Raw genomic sequence first — 18417 nt, forward strand, 5'->3', positions numbered from 1 at the left:
CCCACGCGCCGCACTCGCTCCCCCGTCCGGCCACGACGGGGCCTTGACAAAGCCGCCGCGCGATGTGCTTACTACTGCAAGTTCGAGCGTCACCTTGAGCATATTCACGCAGAATAGGAGGCTCCAGTGCCTCGACGACTCGCGTACGCGGCGGCCGGGCTCATCCTCACCGGCTCCGTCGCGACTCCTGCCGCGGCGCAACCGCTCTCGTCGATCTCAGTGCCGCGCGGCCCCGATTCTCCCGGCTACCAGCTGCGCATCGACACCGCCCGCCTGGGCCTGAGTCTTACGCGCGGCGGCGAACAATTGCTGCGCACCGCATCCGACGCTTTCACCTTCGACGGCGGCGTGGCGACGCGCGTGCGGTCGGTCTCGCGAGACGGCGCGACCGTCGTCGCCACCGCCGACAGCACCGCGGGCCGCCCGGTGACCCTGCGGATCACCCCGCACCCGGACCGGTTCGATCTGAAGTGGACAGTCGGCGGGCTCGCCGCCGGACAGCGCGCGACCCACTTCGACCTGACGACTTCCGGTCACTGGTACGGCGGCGGCGAAACCAGCGAAGGAAAAGCCCAGCCGTACCCGCTTTCCGCCGGAACGGTGGACGAGCCGGAGTTCTCCCCCGCCAGCTACATGATGCAGGAACCCTACTTCTTCACCTCGAAATCGGTCGGGCTCTTCGTCCGCACCGCGCAACCGATGCAGGTCGCGATGGCGGGCGGGCGCGCCGACCTGACCGTGACGAACTCCGCGGAATACTCGAGCACGGTGTTCGTGGAGTCGAACCGCCGCGCGGTGTACGACGACTACGTCGGCGAAGTCGGCAAGCCGGCCAAGAGCGACGCGACCGACGCCGAGTACGCGAGTCCGCTGTGGAATTCCTGGGCGCAGTACTACCGCGACATCGACCAGGACAAGGTGCTTTCGTGGGCGCGGGACCTGAAAGCGGCGGGCGTCGCCGGGCACACCGTGCAGCTCGACGACAAATGGGAATCCAACTACGGCAACCTGACCTTCGACCCGAAGACGTTCCCGGACCCGAAGAAGCTGGCCTCGGGAATCCACGCCATGGGCCAGAAATTCGGCCTGTGGACCACGTTCTGGATCAACCTGGACTCGGCGAACTACGCCTACGCCCGCGACCACGGCTATCTGGTGCGCGCCAAGGGAAACCCGGCCCAGCCGTGCACGGTGACCTGGTGGAACGGCACCGCGGGCATCATCGACCTCGGCAATCCGCAGGCCCGCGATTGGTACACCGGCAACCTGCGGAAGCTGATGGCCGACTACGGCGTCGACGGCTTCAAATTCGACACCCGCTTCTTCGACGACCGCTGCGCCGCCACCGGGAACCTGACCCCGCAGGACTACCAGAAGCTCGGCGCGGACATGACCGACGCGTTCGACCAGCAGGGGGCGGGCATCCGCACGCACTGGGGCAACCAGCGCTACGGCTTCGTGATCCGGGCGGTCGACGCGGACACCACGTGGGACGGCCTGCGCACCTCGCTGCGCCGGGCGTCGGCGATCTCGGCCAACGGCTACCCGTTCGTCGAGACGGACATGATCGGCGGCTCGAACAGCATGCCGCCGCCGTCGCGCGAGGTGCTCGTGCGCTGGGCACAGGCCGCGTCGCTGATGCCGCTGATGTACGCGTCGACGTCCCCGGTGACGACGGTCGACACCACGACCGGCAAGCCGGTCGCCTACCCGGCCGACACCGCGAAGCTGTACGCCGACGCGGTCCGCACCCACGCGAAACTGGCGGGCTACCTGAAAACCCAGGTGCAGCAGGCGGTCGCGGACGGAACGCCGATCATGCGGCCGGTGTACTTCGACTTCCCCGCCGACCACCGCTTCGACACCGTCGACGACGAATGGCTGCTCGGTCCCGCCCTGCTGGCGGCTCCGATGATCACGGCGGGCGCCTCCCGCGACATCGCGCTGCCTTCGGGACTGTGGTTCGACCCGCACACCAAACGGGTCGAAATCGGCGGCCGGACCCTGCGCGGCTACGCGGCCCCGTTGGACACGACGCCGATGTTCGTCCGGATCGGCGCGCCCGGCTGGACGGAGCTCGCGGCGAAGCTTTGAGTCGCCGCCCGGGGCGGCCCGGTCCGGGCGATCGTCCGGACCGGGCCGCCTCGCGGCGTCCGGCGTCGGCGGCTGATCCGCGCCAGACCATGATCACCGCATGGCCGTGACCCAGCAGCTCGCCCGGATCTCCGCCGCGCACCTCGCCGTCTGCCGGCGAGCGGTGGAAGCGCTGGACGAGCTGTGTTCTTTCACGGCGGTCCCGGAAAGGGACTACTGCGATCTGGATTGGTGGCCGGGCATCCTGAAACCGGCGTGGAAGCTGACCGGAGCCGACGACCGGACTCTCGCGCTGTTGCGGCGCGGCTTCGACGGCGACGAAGAGGTCAATCCGGCCTACCGAGATGTTCTCCACTCGATCGACGGACATCCGGTGACCGCCCTGGAGCCTCGGCGAGTCGCGGCGGTGGCCGAAGCGTTGTGCGGGATCACCCCGGACGCGGTCCGCTCCGTCGTGCCGTCGGACCCGGAGCAGATCGAGGCCGAGCTGGGCTCGCTCGCACTGGACGTGGACGGTGACCTGGCTGAAATGCTGGGCGAGCAGCACACCGTTCTGCGCGATTTCTACGCGGAAGCCGCGCGCCGGAAGCTCGCCGTCGCGCTCTGGTGGGACTGACCCGTCAACGCCCCTGCAAGACCCGCTCCAGCGCCGCCCGGCCCGCGGGTCCCCAGTGCGGTTTTCCGCCGGGCAGGCCCTGCTCCCCGTTCTGTCCCATGAGGATCAGGAAGAGGCTTTTCAGCGCGGCCAGCCCGCGGGCGCGCCGGATCGCGGACTCGTCGGCCCGCGCGTAGCTCTCGAAGAACCGCGCGGCCGTGCCCGCGGGAAGCACCACCCAGGCGGCGGCGAGATCCCACGCCGGATCGCCGGCGAACAGGTCGCCGAAATCCACGATGCCCGAGAGGGTTCCTTCCGAGACAACGACATTCGCCGGATGCAGGTCGCCGTGCACCCACACCGGCGGCCCCTCCCACGCGCGGGCCGCGACGGCGTCGTCCCAGACCGCCCGGACGTCCTCCGCGAGGTCGTCGAGCGCGACTGCTTCGAGGAATTCCTCGAAGCCGCCCGTGCAATCTCGGGGATGGGCACCGCGATCCGCGGCGATCGGCGCGTCGGCGGGGGCTTCCGCGTGGAGCGCCCGAAGGAAGTCCGCCAGTGTGCCGGCCGCGTGGACGCCGCGGCTGATCGCGGCGTGGTCGAGCGGTTCGCCGGGGACCCACGTCATCACGGTCCAGTGCTTGGGGAAACGCTCGGACGGTTCGCCGAACCGCACCGGCGCCGGCACCGGGAGCGGCAGGCGCGGGGCCAGGACCGGCAGCCACCGGCGCTCCTTGAACTGCGGCTCCGGAGTGGGGTCCATGCGCTGCACGCGGACGGCCAGTTCGTCCCCGAGGCGCCACATCTGGTTGCCCCAGCCGCCCGCCACCTCGCGGACCGGCAGCCCGGCCAGGTCCGGGTGCTGGTCCCGGAGCAGGGCGCGGACCAGGTCAGCGGTGACCTCGGCGGTGGTCATGGGAAGAGACAGTACCGAGGCGGGTGTGCGGCAAGGGATGCGCGGTCAGCGGTCGTATTCGCCGAGCCGCGCGCGGAGGCCGGTGATGATGTCGTGGGCGTCGGCGAGTTCGTCCTGCAAGCCGATGATCCGGGCGGCCGACGCGAGGGAGTGGCCCTCGTCCAGCTGTTCGCGCAGCCGCACCACCAGGGTCAGCTGGCGGCGGGAGTACCGGCGATGCCCGCCGCCCGAGCGCTCGGGCCGCACGACGGCCGCGGTGTCCAGGCTGCGCAGGAAAGCCTGCTGCACGCCCAGCATTTCGGCAGCCTGCCCGGTCGTGTAAGCCGGGTAGTCCTGGTCGTCGAGGCTGTCGAGTCCGGGCACGCGCACCTTCTTTTCCGTGGGTCCGGATCAAGATTATCTCGACTCGCCGCTTGACACAATCTGCACTGCGCGCTATAGAAATTAGGGAGACGCGATAGCTGACCTGGGTGCCGAAACCACGTAGCCGGGGAGTGATCGACGATGCCGGACACCATCAGCCGCCAGGGTGCGACTGACCGCGAATTCATCGAGCTGATCTGCGCCGATCCGGTCTGGTTGCGCGCAGAGTTCGACGCGATCGTGGCCGCCGACGGCGCCCCCGTGCTCCCGCCTTCGCACGCCGGCGACTTTCGCCCGCGCGACACCGGAAACCCGGCCGCGAAGCGGGTTCCGGCGACCTTGTGGCGGGCTTGGCCGCCAGAACACCGGGAGCGTTCCCCTCCGGCGCGCAGCAGGCACACCCGACAGCCGTGACATCGCTGGGGAGGTGATACTGCGGCGCGACCGGACGGGGGAGGTCTGCCCACGACGCTCGGCCGGAGAGGCTCGCACAGCCCCGGCATCGCGTCTCGTGACGTGGTCCCGCGGCCGCCCCGCCGCCGCACAGCTCAGCACGGTTGCTTTTCACCCGAACTGGTTCCGGCCCCGCCGCTTGCGTCCGGCGGGGCCGGATCTCCGCGACAGCCCCGACAATCGAACGCCCGCCCAGGCGGCGGGCACGTGGGAAGGAGAAAGGGAGGCGCATGGTCATGTTGATGCGAACTGACCCGTTCCGGGAGCTCGATCGGCTGACCCAGCAGTTCTTCGGCGGCAACGGCACCGCGACCCGTCCGGCGGTGATGCCGATGGACGCCTACCGGTCCGGCAACGACTACGTGGTGCAGTTCGACCTGCCGGGCGTCGCACCGGAGTCGATCGACCTGGACGTCGAGCGCAACGTGCTGACCGTCAAGGCCGAACGCAGGCCCGACTACGGCGAGGACGCGGAGGTCCAGGTCTCCGAACGGCCGCGCGGGGTGTTCTCCCGGCAGCTGTTCCTCGGCGACACCCTCGACACCGACAGCATCAAAGCGGATTACGACGCGGGCGTGCTCACCCTGCGGGTGCCGATCGCCGAACAGGCCAAGCCGCGCAAGATCGCCATCGGCGGCAGCGGCGAAGCCAAGCAGATCCGCGCTTGACCAGCTCGATGCCGGCCCCGCCCGCGGCGGGCGGGGCCACAGCTCTCCCGGCGGCATGGGAGGAAGTAGCGGCATGGGAGGAAGTACCAGTGCCTTCGCGGATTCCCGCGCCACCCGCGGCCCGGACGACGTCTCCGCTCGCAGCAGCACCGGCGAACTCGTCCGCAGCAAGGAGCTTCTGATCGATCAACGTCGCGACGCGACTTCACCGAATGAAATCCGCCCGATCGCACCGCCGCTCTCATCGGCCGTTGCGGAACCGACCAGAAACGCGAACGCCTGGACCATCGTCGACCGGCCTCTCGCGTCGGCGCAGCGCCGACCCCGCGCGGCGAAAGCTGTCCACACCGGACTGGAGCCAGCTCGCCGCCCAACCCGGACCGGCCCCTCCGGTCGGCGGTAGCGCGCCACCCCGCTCTCCGCCACCCTGGGCAGTCGAGGACGGGAGGCAGCACGTGAAGGTCGTCATCGCCGGAGCGGGCATCGGCGGGCTGACCGCGGCCCTGCGGCTGCATCGCGAAGGCATCGAATGCGCGGTGTACGAGCAGAGCTCCCGGATCGGCGAGCTCGGCGTCGGGATCAACGCCTTGCCGCACGCGGTCAAGGAGCTCGCGGCGCTCGGGCTGCTCGACCGGCTGGACGAGATCGGGATCCGCACCCGCGAGCTGTTCTACACCCATCGGCTCGGGCAGGTGATCCTGCGCAGGCCGTGCGGGCTGGCCGCCGGGTTCACGCTCCCCCAGTACTGCCTCCACCGCGGCAGGCTGCAGAACATGCTGCTGCAGGCGGTCCAGACCCGGCTGGGCCCCGAAGCGGTGCGGACCGGGCATCGGCTGACCGGGTTCGATCAGGACGGGCAAGGCGTGCGGGTGCATTTCGCTGAGCGGGAAAGCGGCGAAGCGGCGACCGTGGCCGGGGACGTTTTGGTGGCGGCCGACGGGATTCACTCGGCTGCACGGTCCCTCCTCTTCCCCGAGGAGGGACCGCCGCGCTGGAACGGGGTGTTGATGTGGCGCGGAGCCGCCGACTGGCCCGAGTTCGGCGGCGGCGCTTCGATGATCGTCTCCGGCGGCACCGCGGCCAAGCTGGTGATCTACCCGATCGGACCGGGCCGGAGCGCGGGCACGCGGCTCACCAACTGGGCGGTCTGCGTCCGGACCGGGCGGCCCGGCGACCCTCCGCCGGAGCGGCAGGACTGGGCCAGGCCCGGCGACCGCGCTGAGCTGGCCCGGCACGTCGGGCGGTTCCGGTGCCCGCAGGTCGACCACGTCGCGCTGGCCGAGGCCACCGAGGAGATCTTCGAGTTCCCGATGTGCGACCGCGACCCGTTGCCCGCCTGGTCGCACGGACGCGTGACGCTGCTCGGCGACGCCGCCCATCCGATGTACCCGATGGGCTCCAACGGCGCGGGCCAGGCGATTCTCGACGCGTCCAGCCTCGCCGCGCAACTGACGCAGCACGCCGATCCCGCCGAGGCACTGCGCGCGTACGAAGCCGACCGGCTGGCGGCCACCGGCGAGATCGTGCTGCGCAACCGCCGGGGCGGCCCGGAAAACGTCATCGACGAGGTCGAACGGCGCGCGCCGGACGGCTTCGACCGCCTCGAGGACGTCATCGACGCGGCGGCGCTCGAGGCGATCGTCAGCGGCTACGCGCAGGTTTCCGGGGCGTCCCAGCAGCAGGTGAACCGCGCCTGAGCCGGTTCAGGCGCCCTCCACCGCACCGGGCGGCAGGAAATCGACGTCGTGCAGTGCCGACACCCGGACCACCTCGGCGGGGTCGGTCAGGTTGTGCAGCTTGTCGAACAGCGTCGCCAGCTTCCCGGCCGGGCTCACCCAGAACAGTCCGCGGGTCATGCCCTCGCTGCGGTTGTAATAGGCGTGCGGGAGCCCCTTCGGCATCCGCACGGTGTCGCCGGGACCGGCGGTCTCCCATTGACCGTCGAGGTAGAGGGTGAAGACGCCCTCCAGGATGTAGATGTGCTCGTCCTGCGTCGGATGCACGTGCGGCGGCACCCCGGTGCCGGGCGGGTCGAGGGTCTCGAACGCGAAGCTCGACTCGCTGGCCGCCTTCATCGAGTAGGTGTGGCCGAGCACGTTCCACACCTTGTTCCGCATGCCCTCGCGGGCGGGCGTGATCCCCTTGGGCAGGGGACCGAGCACGATTTCCTCGCCGGTCATCACACCTCCTGGCCGATGGTCTTCTCAGCTAGGGACTCTGCGCTATCCGGTCGCTGGTGTACAGCCGCCGGCCCGACGCGTTTTCCCGGCGCTCAGTTCGCGAAGGTGAGCCGAACCGTCCTGGTCCACGGCGGCGCCGGAGCGGTCGGGCATGCCGCGATCCAGCTGGCGACGTGGTCGGGCGCGACCGTCCTGGCGACCGTCAGCAGCCCGGAAAAAGCCGGACTCGCCCGCAAAGCCGGCGCCGACCACGTCATCGACTACCGGACCGAGGACGTCGCCGCGCGCGTCGCGCAACTGGCGCCCGCCGGGGTGCACCACATCGTCGACGTCGACCTCGGCGCCAACCTCGCCGTCGATCTGGCTGTGCTCGCCCACGGCGGCAACATCAACGTCTACAGCTGCGGCGATGCCGACCGCCTCCCGATCCCGTCGCGGGAAATGCTGGTCAAGAACGTGCAGCTGGATTTCACCTTCACTTACACGACCGAACCGGAAAGCAAGGCGAACGCCCTCTCCGATGTGCACGCCGCCGCCGCGGACGGCGCGCTGGAGGTCGGCGCCGAACACGGGCTGCCGGTCCGCCGGTACGCACTCGACCAGGTCGCGGAGGCTCATCGCGCGGTCGAACGAGGAGTGCCGGGGAAGGTCCTGGTCGACGTGCCCTCGGAATGACCCGAGCGGTCCGTGAAGGGCCGAGGCGGCGCAGGCTCCGTTCCGCTCAGTTGTATTCGGAGATCTCCACCCCGAACGTCCCCGGTTCCAGCGCCTCGAAGATGTGCGGCACGTCCCCCGGATAGCAGATGTAGTCGCCCGGCAGCAGCTCCACCGGGTCGTCCATGATGCCGATCCGCGCGCGGCCCGCGCACAGCACGGTGTGCTCCACCACGCCGCTCATGTGCGGGTCCGACCGCCGCGGGATGCCGGGCTCCGCGCTGACCAGGTAGATGTCCCGGCGCGCCGCGGACGGGCACGCGGACAGCAGCGTGCACGCGTAGTCGGCGTGTTCGGCGAACACCGTCGGGCCCTTGCCCGCGCGGATCACCTTCACCTCCTGCCGTTCCGGTTCGACCAGCCGGGAGAACGGCACGTCCAGCGCGACGCCCAGTGCCCACAGCGTCTCCACGCTCGGGTTGCCCGATCCCGATTCCAGCTGGGACAGCGTGGATTTCGCCAGGCCCGCCCGGCGCGCGACCTCGGTCAGCGAGAGGCCGGCGCGGGCCCGCTCGCGGCGCAGGGACGCCGCGATGATGTCCAGCGGCGCGCCCGTGCTCTCGTTCGGCATGTGTGTTCGCTCCATCAGTCTTCTCGTTCGCCTTGACGAACAGGCCTCGACGTGTTCAGCATAGGACACTATGCGTTCGATTTGGCGAACACTCGATCGCGGCCTCGCCCGCGACATCGGTCTCGTGTGCTTGGCCGACGCCCTCGTGGGCGTGTCCTACGGCGCCATCGCGGTGGGCTCCGGCTTCCCGCTGTGGGCGCCGATGCTGCTGTCCCTGCTGGTCTTCGCCGGCGCGTCGCAGTTCATGTTCGTCGGCATCGTCGCCTCGGGCGGCAACCCGCTCGCCGCGGTCGCCGCCGGGCTGCTGGTGAACGCGCGGCACGTGCCGTTCGGGTTCGCGGTCGGCGACGCGCTGGGACGCGGGCTGCCCGGGCGGCTGGCCGGAAGCCATCTGATGATCGACGAATCGGTGGCGTTCGCGTTGGCCCAGCGCGACGCGGCCCGGCGGCGGGCGGCGTACTGGGCGTGCGGCGTCGGCCTGTTCGTGTGCTGGAACCTCGGGGTCGTGGCGGGCGCGTTCGCCGGGTCCGCGATCAGCGACACCGACGCGTTCGGCCTGGACGCCGCTTTCCCGGCGGTGCTGCTGGCATTGGTGCTGCCGTCGCTGAAGGACCGGGCGTCGCGGCTGCCGGTGCTGATCGGCGTGGTGGTCGCGCTCGCGGCCACTCCCCTGCTCCCGGCGGGCCTGCCGGTGCTGCTGGCGCTGGTCGGAGTGGTCGCGGGAGCCGCGGCGAAGGAGCCGAAGTCCCTGGAAGGAGCGCACTGATGGACGGCGCGGAACTGATCTTCGCGACGCTCGTGCTGGCGGCCGGGACGTTCGCGTTCCGGCTCGCCGGACCGCTGCTGCGCACGAAAGTGCGGTTGTCGCCGCGGGCCGAACGGCTGATGACGCTGTCGGCAGTAGTGCTGCTCGCCGCGCTGGTCGCGACCAGCGCGTTGACCGAGGGACAGGAATTCGCCGGGATCGCCCGGCCAGCCGGAGTACTGGTGGGCGGCGTGCTCGCGTGGCGGAAGGCTCCGTTCGTGGCGGTCGTGATCGCGGCCGCCGCGACGGCCGCGCTGCTGCGGCTCGCCGGGGTGCCGTAACCGATCTCGCAGAAATTGCGCAGCGCCTTTTCCGGACGAAATTCTCCTCGATCGAAAAGGCGCCCCCGGGAAATACCGATCGGGAGGGGAAGACGAGTGCTCGCCTCCCCCTCCCGATCGGCGGGGAAATCAGTTTCGGTTCATCGAGCGGAAATCGCGCGCGAACCGGTCGGGCCGACCGCGCCGCACGTCGGCTCGTCCGGCTGGGCGGGCACGCTCACCGCGTCCCACGCCGCCTTCACGGAGTTGAATTCGGTGCAGCCGTTCGGGAAGAGGCTCTTCGCCGCGGTCAGCGTCCAGGTCCGGTAGCTCTGGTAGGAGCTGCCGCTGGTCTTGAGCAGCATCGCGTTGTAGAAGATCTTCACGGCGGTCTGCACGCCGAGTCCGGTCACAGTGGAGTTGTTGCACGTCGGGCTGGCCGGCTGGCCGTTGGTCGGGTTCGAACCCTCGGCGAGGAGGTAGAACCAGTGGTTGCCGGGGCCCGCCGCGGCGTGCACCTCGGTGCCGGGAATCGCGTCGTCGTAGCAGTTCTTGTGGCCGAGCTGGGACGGGTCGTACATGTTGCGGATCGGCCCGCTGCCGACGAGGTTCACCTGGTTGCCGACGAGGAAGTCCGGGACCGCGTACGGCGCGGGCTCGTTGGCGAACCATTCCGACGAGGCTCCGTAGACGTCCGCGACGAACTCCTGGGTGCCGGACCCGGACATGCTGCCCGGGGTGTGGTCGTCGATGCCGTGGCCGAACTCGTGCCCGATCACGTCGAGCGAGCCGATCCACTGGCCCGCGGTGTTGTTCCCGACCTGGACCTGGGTGCCGTCGTAGTAGGCGTTCTGCTCGTTGAGGCCGACGCGGATCGGCCAGGCGCCGCCGTTGCCGTCGAAGCTGTTGCGGCCCAGCCATTGCGTCAGCATCTTGTTCTCTTGCTGGATGCCGTACAGGGCGTCGGCGCAGCCGGTTTCCCGGTCGGTCTCGTCGCCGTTGCCCCAGCTGTCGGTCGACTTGGTGAAGGTCTGCTGGGTGTCCGCGTCCTGGCAGCTGAGGTTCGCGATGGTCGGATCGGTCATCGAGTAGCCGCCCGCGCCGTCCGAGGACGTGTCCAGATGCAGCGGCTCCGGGCCGTTCCACACGCCCTGCGCGTCGCCGTAGGCCACGTGCTCCTGGGTGTGCAGGACCTTCCCGGTCATCGCGTCGACGACGACGTCCAGCTTGCTCGGCCCTTCCGCGTTCCGCCCGGTCACCCGCGTCGTCCAGGCGAGTTTCGGGCTGCCGAGGGCATAAGTGGCGAGCGTCGCGGGCTGCACGGTGTCCACAGTGGGCACCTGGGTGCGGGCGATCGCTTCGGCCTGCTTGGCGGTCAGCTTCGGCGACATGCTGGGCAGGTCGATCGCGGCGGTCTGCGCGACCGAGGTGGCGAGCACCTGCCCGGCGGAGTTCGTGGCCACGACGAAGTCGCCGCCGATCACCGGAATGCCTTTGTAGGTGCGGTCGTAGGGCACGTACTTCAGGCCGTTGGTCGACGAGATCACCTTGTGCTGCTGGAAAACGTCGTCCTTGCTGGCGTGCAGCGCGGCGGGCCGGGAGGCGACCAGCGCCTGCGCGGCGGTGGCCGCCGTGGCTTCGGCGGCCTGCGGACTCTGCGGTTCGAGCGGTTGCGCGTGGGCTGCGGTGGCCGTGGTGACGGCCCCGGCCAGCACCCCGGCTGCGAGCAGCACGAGCGGTCGGCGCGATTTCATCGGCGGTGTTCTCCTCCGGACAGGCCGGATCAGGCCCGGGGGTGGGGGCCGGATTCGGAAGTGGAATGGGATCGAACCCCGCCAAGAGTCGGGTTTTTCCCAACTCCGGACAACCGACGAAGGTCGTTAAGTTGTCAACTTCGGCGCATCAGTGCCGATTTCCGGTGCGCGATTTCCGGAAATTCCTCTTTCCGCCCAAGAATCGCCACTCGCCCACCTCGGCAGCAGCCCGGCGTTCCGGATGAATCCGGCGGCAAAGCGCCCGCTAATCCTTTGCAGACAGTGAAACCAAGTCTGTCCACAGTGGAATCGGACGCTTCGGGGCGCGAGGAGCCCCGGATGAGCGAACGGCTGGTCCCGGGCCGTCCGCCTTGCTTCCCGGCGGGTCGCGGGTGTGTGATCGGGGACACAGTTCCGCCAACCGCCGTCGCTGAGGAGGCCGTCATGGCCGACAAGCAGAACAGGAGTACCGACCCCGGGGCCGCCGTCGCTGTGGACGACCCCGCCAAGGTGCGCAACGTCGTCCTCGTCGGGCCTTCCGGGTCCGGGAAGACCACGCTCACCGAGGCACTGCTCGCCGCGTCCGGCACGGTGCCGCGCGCCGGTTCGGTCGTGGAGGGCACCACGGTGTGCGACCACGACCCCGCCGCGGTGCGCCAGCAGCGCTCGGTCGGGCTTTCCGTCGCCCCGGTGCTGCACGCCGGGCACAAAATCAACCTCATCGACACCCCGGGGTACGCCGATTTCGTGGGCGAGCTGCGGGCCGGGCTGAGGGCCGCGGACGCCGCGCTGTTCGTCGTCTGCGCCGCCGAGGGCGTGGACGCCGCCACCGTCGCCGTGTGGGAGGAATGCGCGTCGGTGGGCATGCCGCGCGCCGTCGTCGTGTCCCGGCTCGACCACCACCGTGCCGACGCACTCGCCGAGATCGCCGCCTGCCAAGCCGCCTTCGGCGCGGGCGTGCTGCCGCTGTACCTCCCGGCGCCGGAGGGCCTGGTCGGGCTGGTCACCCAGCGCCGCTACGACTACTCCGCCGGCTACCCGCCGCGCGTGGGCGAACCGGACCCGGACGTCGCCGACGAGTTCGCCGACGCCCGCAACGAACTGATCGAGGGCATCATCGCCGAGAGCGAGGACGAGACTCTCATGGACCGCTACCTCGGCGGCGAGGAGATCGCCGAGGACGTGCTGATCGCCGACCTCGAGACAGCCGTCGCGCGCGGTTCGTTCCATCCGGTGATCCCGGTGTGCGCGACCAGCGGGGTCGGGCTCGCCGAGGTGCTCGACGGCATCGTGCGGGCCTTCCCCTCTCCGCTTGAGCACACCCCGCCCGGCGTGACCAGCCCCGACGGCGCCGAGCACGCCGCGCTGTCCGCCGACCCGGCCGGTCCGCTCGCCGCCGAGGTCGTGCGCACCGCGGTCGACTCGTACGTGGGACGAGTTTCGCTCGTCCGGGTGTTTTCCGGGACGCTGCGCCCGGAGAACGCCGTGCACGTCTCCGGCCACGGCCTCGCCGAGCGCGGCCACGAAGACCACGACGCCGACGAACGCGTCGCCCACCTCTACTCGCCGCTCGGCGCGAACCTGCGCGAGGTGCCGTTCTGCGTCGCGGGCGACCTGTGCGCGCTCACCAAAGTAGGTTCCGCCGAAACCGGCGACACCGTGTCGTCGCCGGACGATCCGCTGCTGATCAAACCGTGGCGGATGCCCGAACCGCTGCTGCCGGTCGCTGTCGTCGCGAAGTCCCGCAGTGACGAGGACACGTTGTCCCGCAATCTGTCCCGGCTCGTCGCGGGCGATCCGACCCTGCGCTTGGAACGCAACGCCGAAACCGGGCAGCTCGTGCTGTGGTGCATGGGCGAGGCGCATTCGGAGGTCGTCCTGTCGCGGCTGCGCGCGGGCGGCGCGGACGTCGGCACCGAGCCGGTGCGGATCAGCCTGCGCTCCACTTTCGCGAAACCCGCGCGAGGCCACGGACGGCACGTGAAGCAGTCCGGCGGGCACGGGCAGTTCGCGGTGTGCGACATCGAGGTCGAACCGCTCCCGCGCGGCGGCGGGTTCGAGTTCGTGGACAAGGTGGTCGGCGGCGCGGTGCCGCACCAGTTCATCCCGAGCGTCGAGAAGGGCGTGCGCGCGCAGCTGGAACGCGGCGTCCAGGACGGGCATCCGGTGGTGGACGTGCGCGTGACGCTGACCGACGGAAAGGCGCACAGCGTCGACTCGTCGGACGCCGCGTTCCAGACCGCGGGCGCGCTGGCCCTGCGGGAAGCGGCGGCGGCCAGCCGGATCTCGCTGCTGGAACCCCTGGACACGGTCGAGGTGAGCCTGCCGGACGAACACCTGGGCACGGTGCTGGGCGACCTGTCCTCCCGCCGCGGCCGGGTGCTGGGCACGGAATCCAGCGAAGGCGGGCACACCGTGGTGCACGCCGAGGTGCCCGCGGCGGAACTGCTGCGGTACGCGGTTGATCTGCGATCGCTGACCTCTGGGACGGCTACGTTCACGCGGCGGCATACCCGGTTCGAGCCGATGCCGGAAGGGGCGGTCGTCACCTCGTGAGTGCTGGCACCGGTTAGAACCGGTGCCAGCACTCACGACCTGCCCGCGCAGGCAACCCGCCGCCACAGACTCGTGAGCGCCGGTGCCGGTTCTAACCGGCATAGGCGCTCACGAGTCAGAACTCAAACCCGCCCGGTCGCCCGTTGCGGTCCGCCACCAGCCCCGCCAGCGTCGCGATCGCGATCTCCGCCGGGGTGCGCGAGCCGATGTTCAGCCCGACCGGCCGGTGCACCCTCGCGATGTCCGGTTCCGCCACGCCCAGTGCGCGCAGAGCCTCGACGTGCGGGCCCGGATGCCGCGGGTTGCCCAGCACGCCCACCCATCGCGTCGGCGTCGCCAGTGCGGCTTGCAGGACCGTTCCGAGTTCCGGGCGGTGGTGGTCGGTCACGACGACGTCCGCGTCCGGGCCCGGGGCGGGTGCGGTGGTGCGGACTTCGACGCCTTCAGGGGCATCGGTGGCCCGTGCCTCGTCCGGTTCGAACAGAACGGCGCGATAGCCCAGATCGGCGGCGTAGCGCAGGAGGTACCGGGCCACTGGCGAGGCGAACACGGCCACCAGGGTCCGTTCGGCGGGCGGCTCTTCGACCTCGCCGTGTGCGACGGCGCAGGCATCGGGTTCGGTCGTCATGCGGCTCAGTCTGCCTCAGAGGTCCGGCTCGGCGAATTCGAAGTACTCCGGCAGCGGAGCGGTCCCGGCGAGCTTGAAGTACCGCACCTTCCGGCGCCGCCGCAGCGCCAAGGTGTCGCGCACGGCGTCGTTGTGCACGCGGCGGGCGATGACGACCCGGTGTTCGGCGTCGGTCAGTTCCTCGGCGAGCACGGCTGGCAGGCGAGACCGGTCGATCGGGGCCAGGACGAGCGTCAGTTCGTTTTCCGCGGCCTCGCGGTCCGGTCGCGCGGCAGCCTCGGCGCGGGCGGCTGCGGCGTGCAGGCCGGCACCGTCGTGCAGGACCGCGGCGACGGCTCGGGCGACCACGGCTCGGCGCGCGAGAGCGGCTTCCAGTGCGGCCCAGCCGGCATCGGTCCGCACGTGCAGGCGGTCGAGGCGGTTCGCGGTGGCGACCAGGAACAGGCCGCCGAGCACCACGATCGCGGCCGCCGCCACGAGCAGCCACACCAGCACCGTCACGCGAGCTCCCGCTCCCCCGCCGCGACCAGCCGGGGATCCGCCGCGATGGCCGTCTCGTACACCCGCAGCACCTGCGTGACCACGACCCCCCAGTCGTACGCGGTCACGCGCTCGCCCGCCGCGGCCGCGAGCGACGCCCGGTGTGCCGGGTCGCCCAGCAACTCGCGCAAGCCGTCAGCCAGGGAAGCCGGGTCGCCGGTCGTGGTGAGCATTCCGGCGCGGCCGTCGTCGAGGACGCGGCGGAACGAGTCGAGGCCGCTCGCCAGCACCGGAGTGCCCGCGGCCATCGCCTCGGTGAGGATCATCCCGAAGCTTTCGCCGCCGGTGTTGGGCGCGCAGTAGACGTCGACACTGCGCAGCGCCCGCGCCTTCGTCTCGTCGTCGACCTGGCCCAGCAGCTCGATGTGCGGCCACAGCTGCGGCCCCGCCATCTTCCGCAGCTGGTCCGGCTCGCCGCGGCCGACCACGAGCAGCCGCAGGTCCTCGAACTCCGGCAACAGCCGCCGCGCGGCCTCCAGCAGCACGTCCATGCCCTTGCGCGGTTCGGTGAACCGCCCGACGAACCCGATCGTCCCGCCCGCGCGCGGGTAGCCCTCCAGCGGCAGCGCACGGGAGAAGAACTCGACGTCGACGCCGTTCGGGATCTCGACCGCGTCGCCGCCCGCGTGCTCCACCTGCACCCGCCGGGCCAGCGCCGACACCGCGATCCGCGCGGTGATCTTCTCCAGCAGCGGACGCAGCACCGGCTGGAACGCCGCCAGCGTCCGCGAGCGCGTCGTCGCGGTGTGGAAGGTGGCCACGATCGGCCCGTCCGCGACCTTCAGCGCCAGCAGCGACAGGCTCGGCGCGGCGGGCTCGTGCAGGTGCAGCACGTCGAAGCCGTTGTCCCGGATCCACCGCCGCACCCGGGCGTAGGACACCGGCCCGAACTGCAGCCGCGCGACCGAGCCGTTGTACGGGATCCCCAGCGCCTTGCCCGCCGGGTGCACGAAATCCGGCAGCTGGGCGTCCTCGTCCGCCGGAGCCAGCACCGACACCCGGTGCCCGCGTTCGAGCAGCGCCTTCGCCAGGTCGATCACGTGCCCCTGGACCCCGCCGGGGACGTCGAACGAGTACGGGCACACGATCCCGATCTTCAACCCGCGCGCCACCCGGGTCAGCTCGCTTCTTCCAGCGCCGTCGCCGCGGAATCGGCGGGCCAGAACGGCTGCAGCATGTGCCAGTCGGCCGGATGCGCGGCGATGTCGCCGGCGAACACGTCGGCCAGCGCCTGGGTCGCGGCCGGCACCTCGGCGCGCTGCGTGACGCGGATCCGCGGGTGGATCCGGATCTCCCAGCCGTCCTCGGTGAACCAGCAGCCGGTCGGCAGCAGCGCCGCGCCGGTGGTGGCGGCCAGCCGCGCCGGGCCGGGCGGCAGGTGCGTCTGCTCGCCGAAAAACCGCACCGGGATCCCGGACGACGTCAGGTCCCGGTCCCCCAGCAGGACCACCACCTTGTTTTCGCGCAGCCGCCGCAGCAGCAGCCGCATCGCCGCGCTGTCGCCGGTCAGCGGCACGATCTCGAAGCCGAGCGACTCCCGGAACGACACGAACCGGCGGTACAGCGATTCGGGCTTGAGCCGCTCCGCGACCGTGGTGAAAGTGCCCGCGTAGCTGGCGAGCCAGACTCCCGCGATGTCCCAGTTCCCGCTGTGCGGCAGCGTCATCACCGCACCGTTGCCCTCGGCGAGCGCGGCGTCGATGTTCTCCGCGCCGGTCACCGTCACCTGCTTGGCGACCGCCGCGTGGTCCATCGCCGGGAGCCGGAAGGTCTCGAACCAGTACCGCGCGTACGACCGCATCGCGCGCCGGACCAGCTCGTCCAGCTCCGCTTCGCCCGCCTGCGGGACGACGCGGGCGAGGTTGGCGCGCAGCTGCCGCACTCCCCCGCCGCCGCGCCGCGCGGCCATGTCGGCGCCGAAGGCGAACGTCGCCGACCCGAACGACTTCGGCAGCCGCCGCGTGAGCCGCCAGCCCGTCGCGTAGCCGAACTCGCTGAGCCGCTGGGACAGTGTGCTCACGGTTGCGCCCCGCCCGCCGACGAGCCGGCCTGTTTCGCCGCGGCCGCCCGCGCCGCGCTCGCCACCGCCGCCGCCCGCTGCAGCAGCGTGACCACCGACAGCACGGCGAGCAGCCACAGCGTGATCTCGACGGTGTAGGGCACGCCCAGCCCGTGCAACCCGGTGCCGACGAGGGCGATGATGAGCCGCTCCGCGCGTTCCACCAGCCCGCCGTCGGCTTCGAGGCCGGACGCTTCGGCGCGCGCCTTCACGTAGGAGATGACCTGGGCGAGCACGAGGCAGATCAGCGCGGCGGCCGCGGCCCGGTTGTTGTGGTCCTGCACGAAGCACCACCACGCGATCGCGGCGAACAGCGCGCCGTCGACCAGCCGGTCGCAGGTCGCGTCGAGCACCGCGCCGAAGGGCGTGCCGTACCCGCGGGCGCGGGCCATCGCGCCGTCGAGCAGGTCGAGCATGGCGAAGCCCCACACGGTGAACGTGCCCCACAGCAGCATCCCCTGCGGGAAGAACGCCAGCGCGCACGCGACGGCGCCCGCGGTGCCGAGCACGGTCATCGCGTTCGGGGTCAGTCCGGCGCGGACCAGGGCGGCGCCGATCGGGTCCGTCACGCGGGAGACCGAGGCACGGGCGAAAATGTTGAGCATCTTCCTCGTCTGTGCACCTGATTCGGGGGCGGGTGGGCGACGAAAGCCTATCGACCCCGCTGTCCGAACCGGACCCGCCCGCCCGCGACCCGCCGGAACGTCAGCCGGATTTCGGCAGTTCGACGACCGGCGCGGCGAATTCCGCCGCCTCCTCGGCCTCCCGGACGGCCTGGCATTTGGGCCGCAGCCCGGCCAGGATCGCCTCGGAAATCTCGCCGAGCTGGCGCACCTGCTCGGCGCTCAGCTGGTCGAACAGCGTCTCCCGGACCGCCTCCACGTGCCCGGGCGCGGCCTCCTTCAAAGCGGCGAACCCGGCCTCGGTGAGCACCGCCCACGACCCGCGCTTGTCCGTGGGGCACGACTCGCGCTGGACCCAGCCCTTGGCCTCCAGCCGCGCGACCGCGTGCGACAGCCGGCTGCGCGACGAACCGCGCACCGACGCGAGCTCGCTCATCCGCAGCCGCCGCCCGTCCGCCTCGGACAGCGCGACGAGCACCTCGTAGTACGTGTGCGGCATGCCCGACTCGTGCTGCAGCTGTCCTTCGAGGTGGGCTTGCAGCAGCGAGCTGGCCTGGGCGTAGGCGCGCCAGACCCGCTGCTCGTCGTCGGTCAGCCAGCGTGGTTCGGACATATCGTCATCATACGCTGGTTGAGCA

The 18417-nt window shown here is 71.1% G+C and carries 20 protein-coding genes; 9 read left to right on the top strand and 11 right to left on the bottom strand.

Translation table 11 applies throughout. The features are described from left to right. The first annotated feature begins 126 nt into the window (after window positions 1–126). Window positions 127–2094 (top strand): glycoside hydrolase family 31 protein, encoded by a 1968-nt coding sequence (locus tag L3Q65_RS16585; protein WP_237600188.1) that lies wholly within the window; start codon window positions 127–129, stop codon window positions 2092–2094. A gap of 100 nt (window positions 2095–2194) precedes the next feature. Next, window positions 2195–2710, top strand: coding sequence for a hypothetical protein (locus L3Q65_RS16590; protein ID WP_182895875.1), 516 nt, complete (start codon window positions 2195–2197; stop codon window positions 2708–2710). Window positions 2711–2714: 4 nt separating this feature from the next. Here L3Q65_RS16590 and L3Q65_RS16595 read toward each other — a convergent pair whose 3' ends face one another. Together L3Q65_RS16595 and L3Q65_RS16600 are read right to left on the bottom strand one after the other, a co-directional pair. Continuing rightward, entirely contained in the window at window positions 2715–3605 is an 891-nt protein-coding gene (locus L3Q65_RS16595; protein WP_182895876.1) for an aminoglycoside phosphotransferase family protein, read from the bottom strand. 45 nt (window positions 3606–3650) lie between these two features. Next, window positions 3651–3968: a helix-turn-helix domain-containing protein gene (locus tag L3Q65_RS16600; protein WP_182895877.1), complete on the bottom strand. Its 318-nt coding sequence runs from the start codon at window positions 3966–3968 to the stop codon at window positions 3651–3653. A 141-nt stretch (window positions 3969–4109) separates the two neighbouring features. Here L3Q65_RS16600 and L3Q65_RS16605 point away from each other — a divergent pair, with 141 nt between their 5' ends. The 3 genes from L3Q65_RS16605 (at window position 4110) to L3Q65_RS16615 (ending at window position 6786) form a co-directional block, all read left to right on the top strand. Continuing rightward, window positions 4110–4382, top strand: a complete 273-nt coding sequence (locus L3Q65_RS16605) for a hypothetical protein (RefSeq protein WP_182895878.1) — start codon at window positions 4110–4112, stop codon at window positions 4380–4382. Between the two features lie 275 nt (window positions 4383–4657). Then, window positions 4658–5089 (top strand): Hsp20/alpha crystallin family protein, encoded by a 432-nt coding sequence (locus tag L3Q65_RS16610; protein ID WP_182895879.1) that lies wholly within the window; start codon window positions 4658–4660, stop codon window positions 5087–5089. 455 nt (window positions 5090–5544) lie between these two features. Beyond that, window positions 5545–6786 (top strand): flavin-dependent oxidoreductase, encoded by a 1242-nt coding sequence (locus tag L3Q65_RS16615; RefSeq protein WP_237600189.1) that lies wholly within the window; start codon window positions 5545–5547, stop codon window positions 6784–6786. A gap of 6 nt (window positions 6787–6792) precedes the next feature. Here the strand turns inward: L3Q65_RS16615 and L3Q65_RS16620 are convergent, their stop codons facing one another. Then, window positions 6793–7269 (bottom strand): cupin domain-containing protein, encoded by a 477-nt coding sequence (locus L3Q65_RS16620; RefSeq protein WP_182895881.1) that lies wholly within the window; start codon window positions 7267–7269, stop codon window positions 6793–6795. A 105-nt stretch (window positions 7270–7374) separates the two neighbouring features. On the opposite strand from L3Q65_RS16620, the gene L3Q65_RS16625 reads away from it, so the two are divergent. Continuing rightward, window positions 7375–7944, top strand: a complete 570-nt coding sequence (locus tag L3Q65_RS16625) for a zinc-binding dehydrogenase (protein WP_237600190.1) — start codon at window positions 7375–7377, stop codon at window positions 7942–7944. A gap of 46 nt (window positions 7945–7990) precedes the next feature. On the opposite strand, the gene L3Q65_RS16630 is transcribed toward L3Q65_RS16625, so the two are convergent. Then, window positions 7991–8554 carry a helix-turn-helix domain-containing protein gene (locus tag L3Q65_RS16630; RefSeq protein WP_067580008.1) on the bottom strand — a complete coding sequence of 188 codons (564 nt, stop codon included), beginning with the start codon at window positions 8552–8554 and terminating at the stop codon, window positions 7991–7993. Between the two features lie 70 nt (window positions 8555–8624). Between L3Q65_RS16630 and L3Q65_RS16635 the strand changes: the two genes are divergently transcribed. Further along, the gene (locus L3Q65_RS16635) at window positions 8625–9320 is read left to right on the top strand and encodes an AzlC family ABC transporter permease (RefSeq protein WP_182895883.1); all 696 of its coding nucleotides are present in this window, start codon (window positions 8625–8627) and stop codon (window positions 9318–9320) included. Beyond that, entirely contained in the window at window positions 9320–9640 is a 321-nt protein-coding gene (locus tag L3Q65_RS16640; RefSeq protein WP_182895884.1) for an AzlD domain-containing protein, read from the top strand. Before L3Q65_RS16635 ends, L3Q65_RS16640 begins: the two co-directional genes overlap by 1 nt. Window positions 9641–9780: 140 nt before the next feature. On the opposite strand, the gene L3Q65_RS16645 is transcribed toward L3Q65_RS16640, so the two are convergent. After that, window positions 9781–11373, bottom strand: a complete 1593-nt coding sequence (locus tag L3Q65_RS16645; protein ID WP_182895885.1) for a M4 family metallopeptidase — start codon at window positions 11371–11373, stop codon at window positions 9781–9783. A gap of 444 nt (window positions 11374–11817) precedes the next feature. Between L3Q65_RS16645 and L3Q65_RS16650 the strand changes: the two genes are divergently transcribed. Further along, a complete protein-coding gene (locus tag L3Q65_RS16650) occupies window positions 11818–13929 on the top strand; it encodes an elongation factor G-like protein EF-G2 (protein ID WP_237600191.1) in 2112 nt (703 codons plus the stop codon). A gap of 115 nt (window positions 13930–14044) precedes the next feature. On the opposite strand, the gene L3Q65_RS16655 is transcribed toward L3Q65_RS16650, so the two are convergent. The 6 genes from L3Q65_RS16655 to L3Q65_RS16680 form a co-directional block, all read right to left on the bottom strand. Continuing rightward, window positions 14045–14557 (bottom strand): XdhC family protein, encoded by a 513-nt coding sequence (locus L3Q65_RS16655; protein ID WP_182895887.1) that lies wholly within the window; start codon window positions 14555–14557, stop codon window positions 14045–14047. 15 nt (window positions 14558–14572) lie between these two features. Continuing rightward, window positions 14573–15058 carry an NUDIX hydrolase gene (locus tag L3Q65_RS16660; protein ID WP_182895888.1) on the bottom strand — a complete coding sequence of 162 codons (486 nt, stop codon included), beginning with the start codon at window positions 15056–15058 and terminating at the stop codon, window positions 14573–14575. Further along, a complete protein-coding gene (locus tag L3Q65_RS16665; protein ID WP_182896003.1) occupies window positions 15055–16197 on the bottom strand; it encodes a glycosyltransferase family 4 protein in 1143 nt (380 codons plus the stop codon). Before L3Q65_RS16665 ends, L3Q65_RS16660 begins: the two co-directional genes overlap by 4 nt. A gap of 17 nt (window positions 16198–16214) precedes the next feature. Continuing rightward, entirely contained in the window at window positions 16215–17117 is a 903-nt protein-coding gene (locus L3Q65_RS16670; protein ID WP_182895889.1) for a phosphatidylinositol mannoside acyltransferase, read from the bottom strand. Next, on the bottom strand, window positions 17114–17761 hold the full coding sequence (pgsA, locus tag L3Q65_RS16675; RefSeq protein WP_182895890.1) for a phosphatidylinositol phosphate synthase: 648 nt from the start codon (window positions 17759–17761) through the stop codon (window positions 17114–17116). The genes L3Q65_RS16670 and pgsA overlap by 4 nt, the downstream gene beginning before the upstream one ends. 100 nt (window positions 17762–17861) lie before the next feature. Then, a complete protein-coding gene (locus tag L3Q65_RS16680) occupies window positions 17862–18392 on the bottom strand; it encodes a MarR family winged helix-turn-helix transcriptional regulator (RefSeq protein ID WP_182895891.1) in 531 nt (176 codons plus the stop codon). Between the last annotated feature and the right edge of the window lie 25 nt (window positions 18393–18417).

The sequence above is a fragment of the Amycolatopsis sp. FU40 genome (assembly GCF_021903635.1).
GTDB classification, from domain to species: Bacteria; Actinomycetota; Actinomycetes; order Mycobacteriales; family Pseudonocardiaceae; genus Amycolatopsis; species Amycolatopsis dendrobii.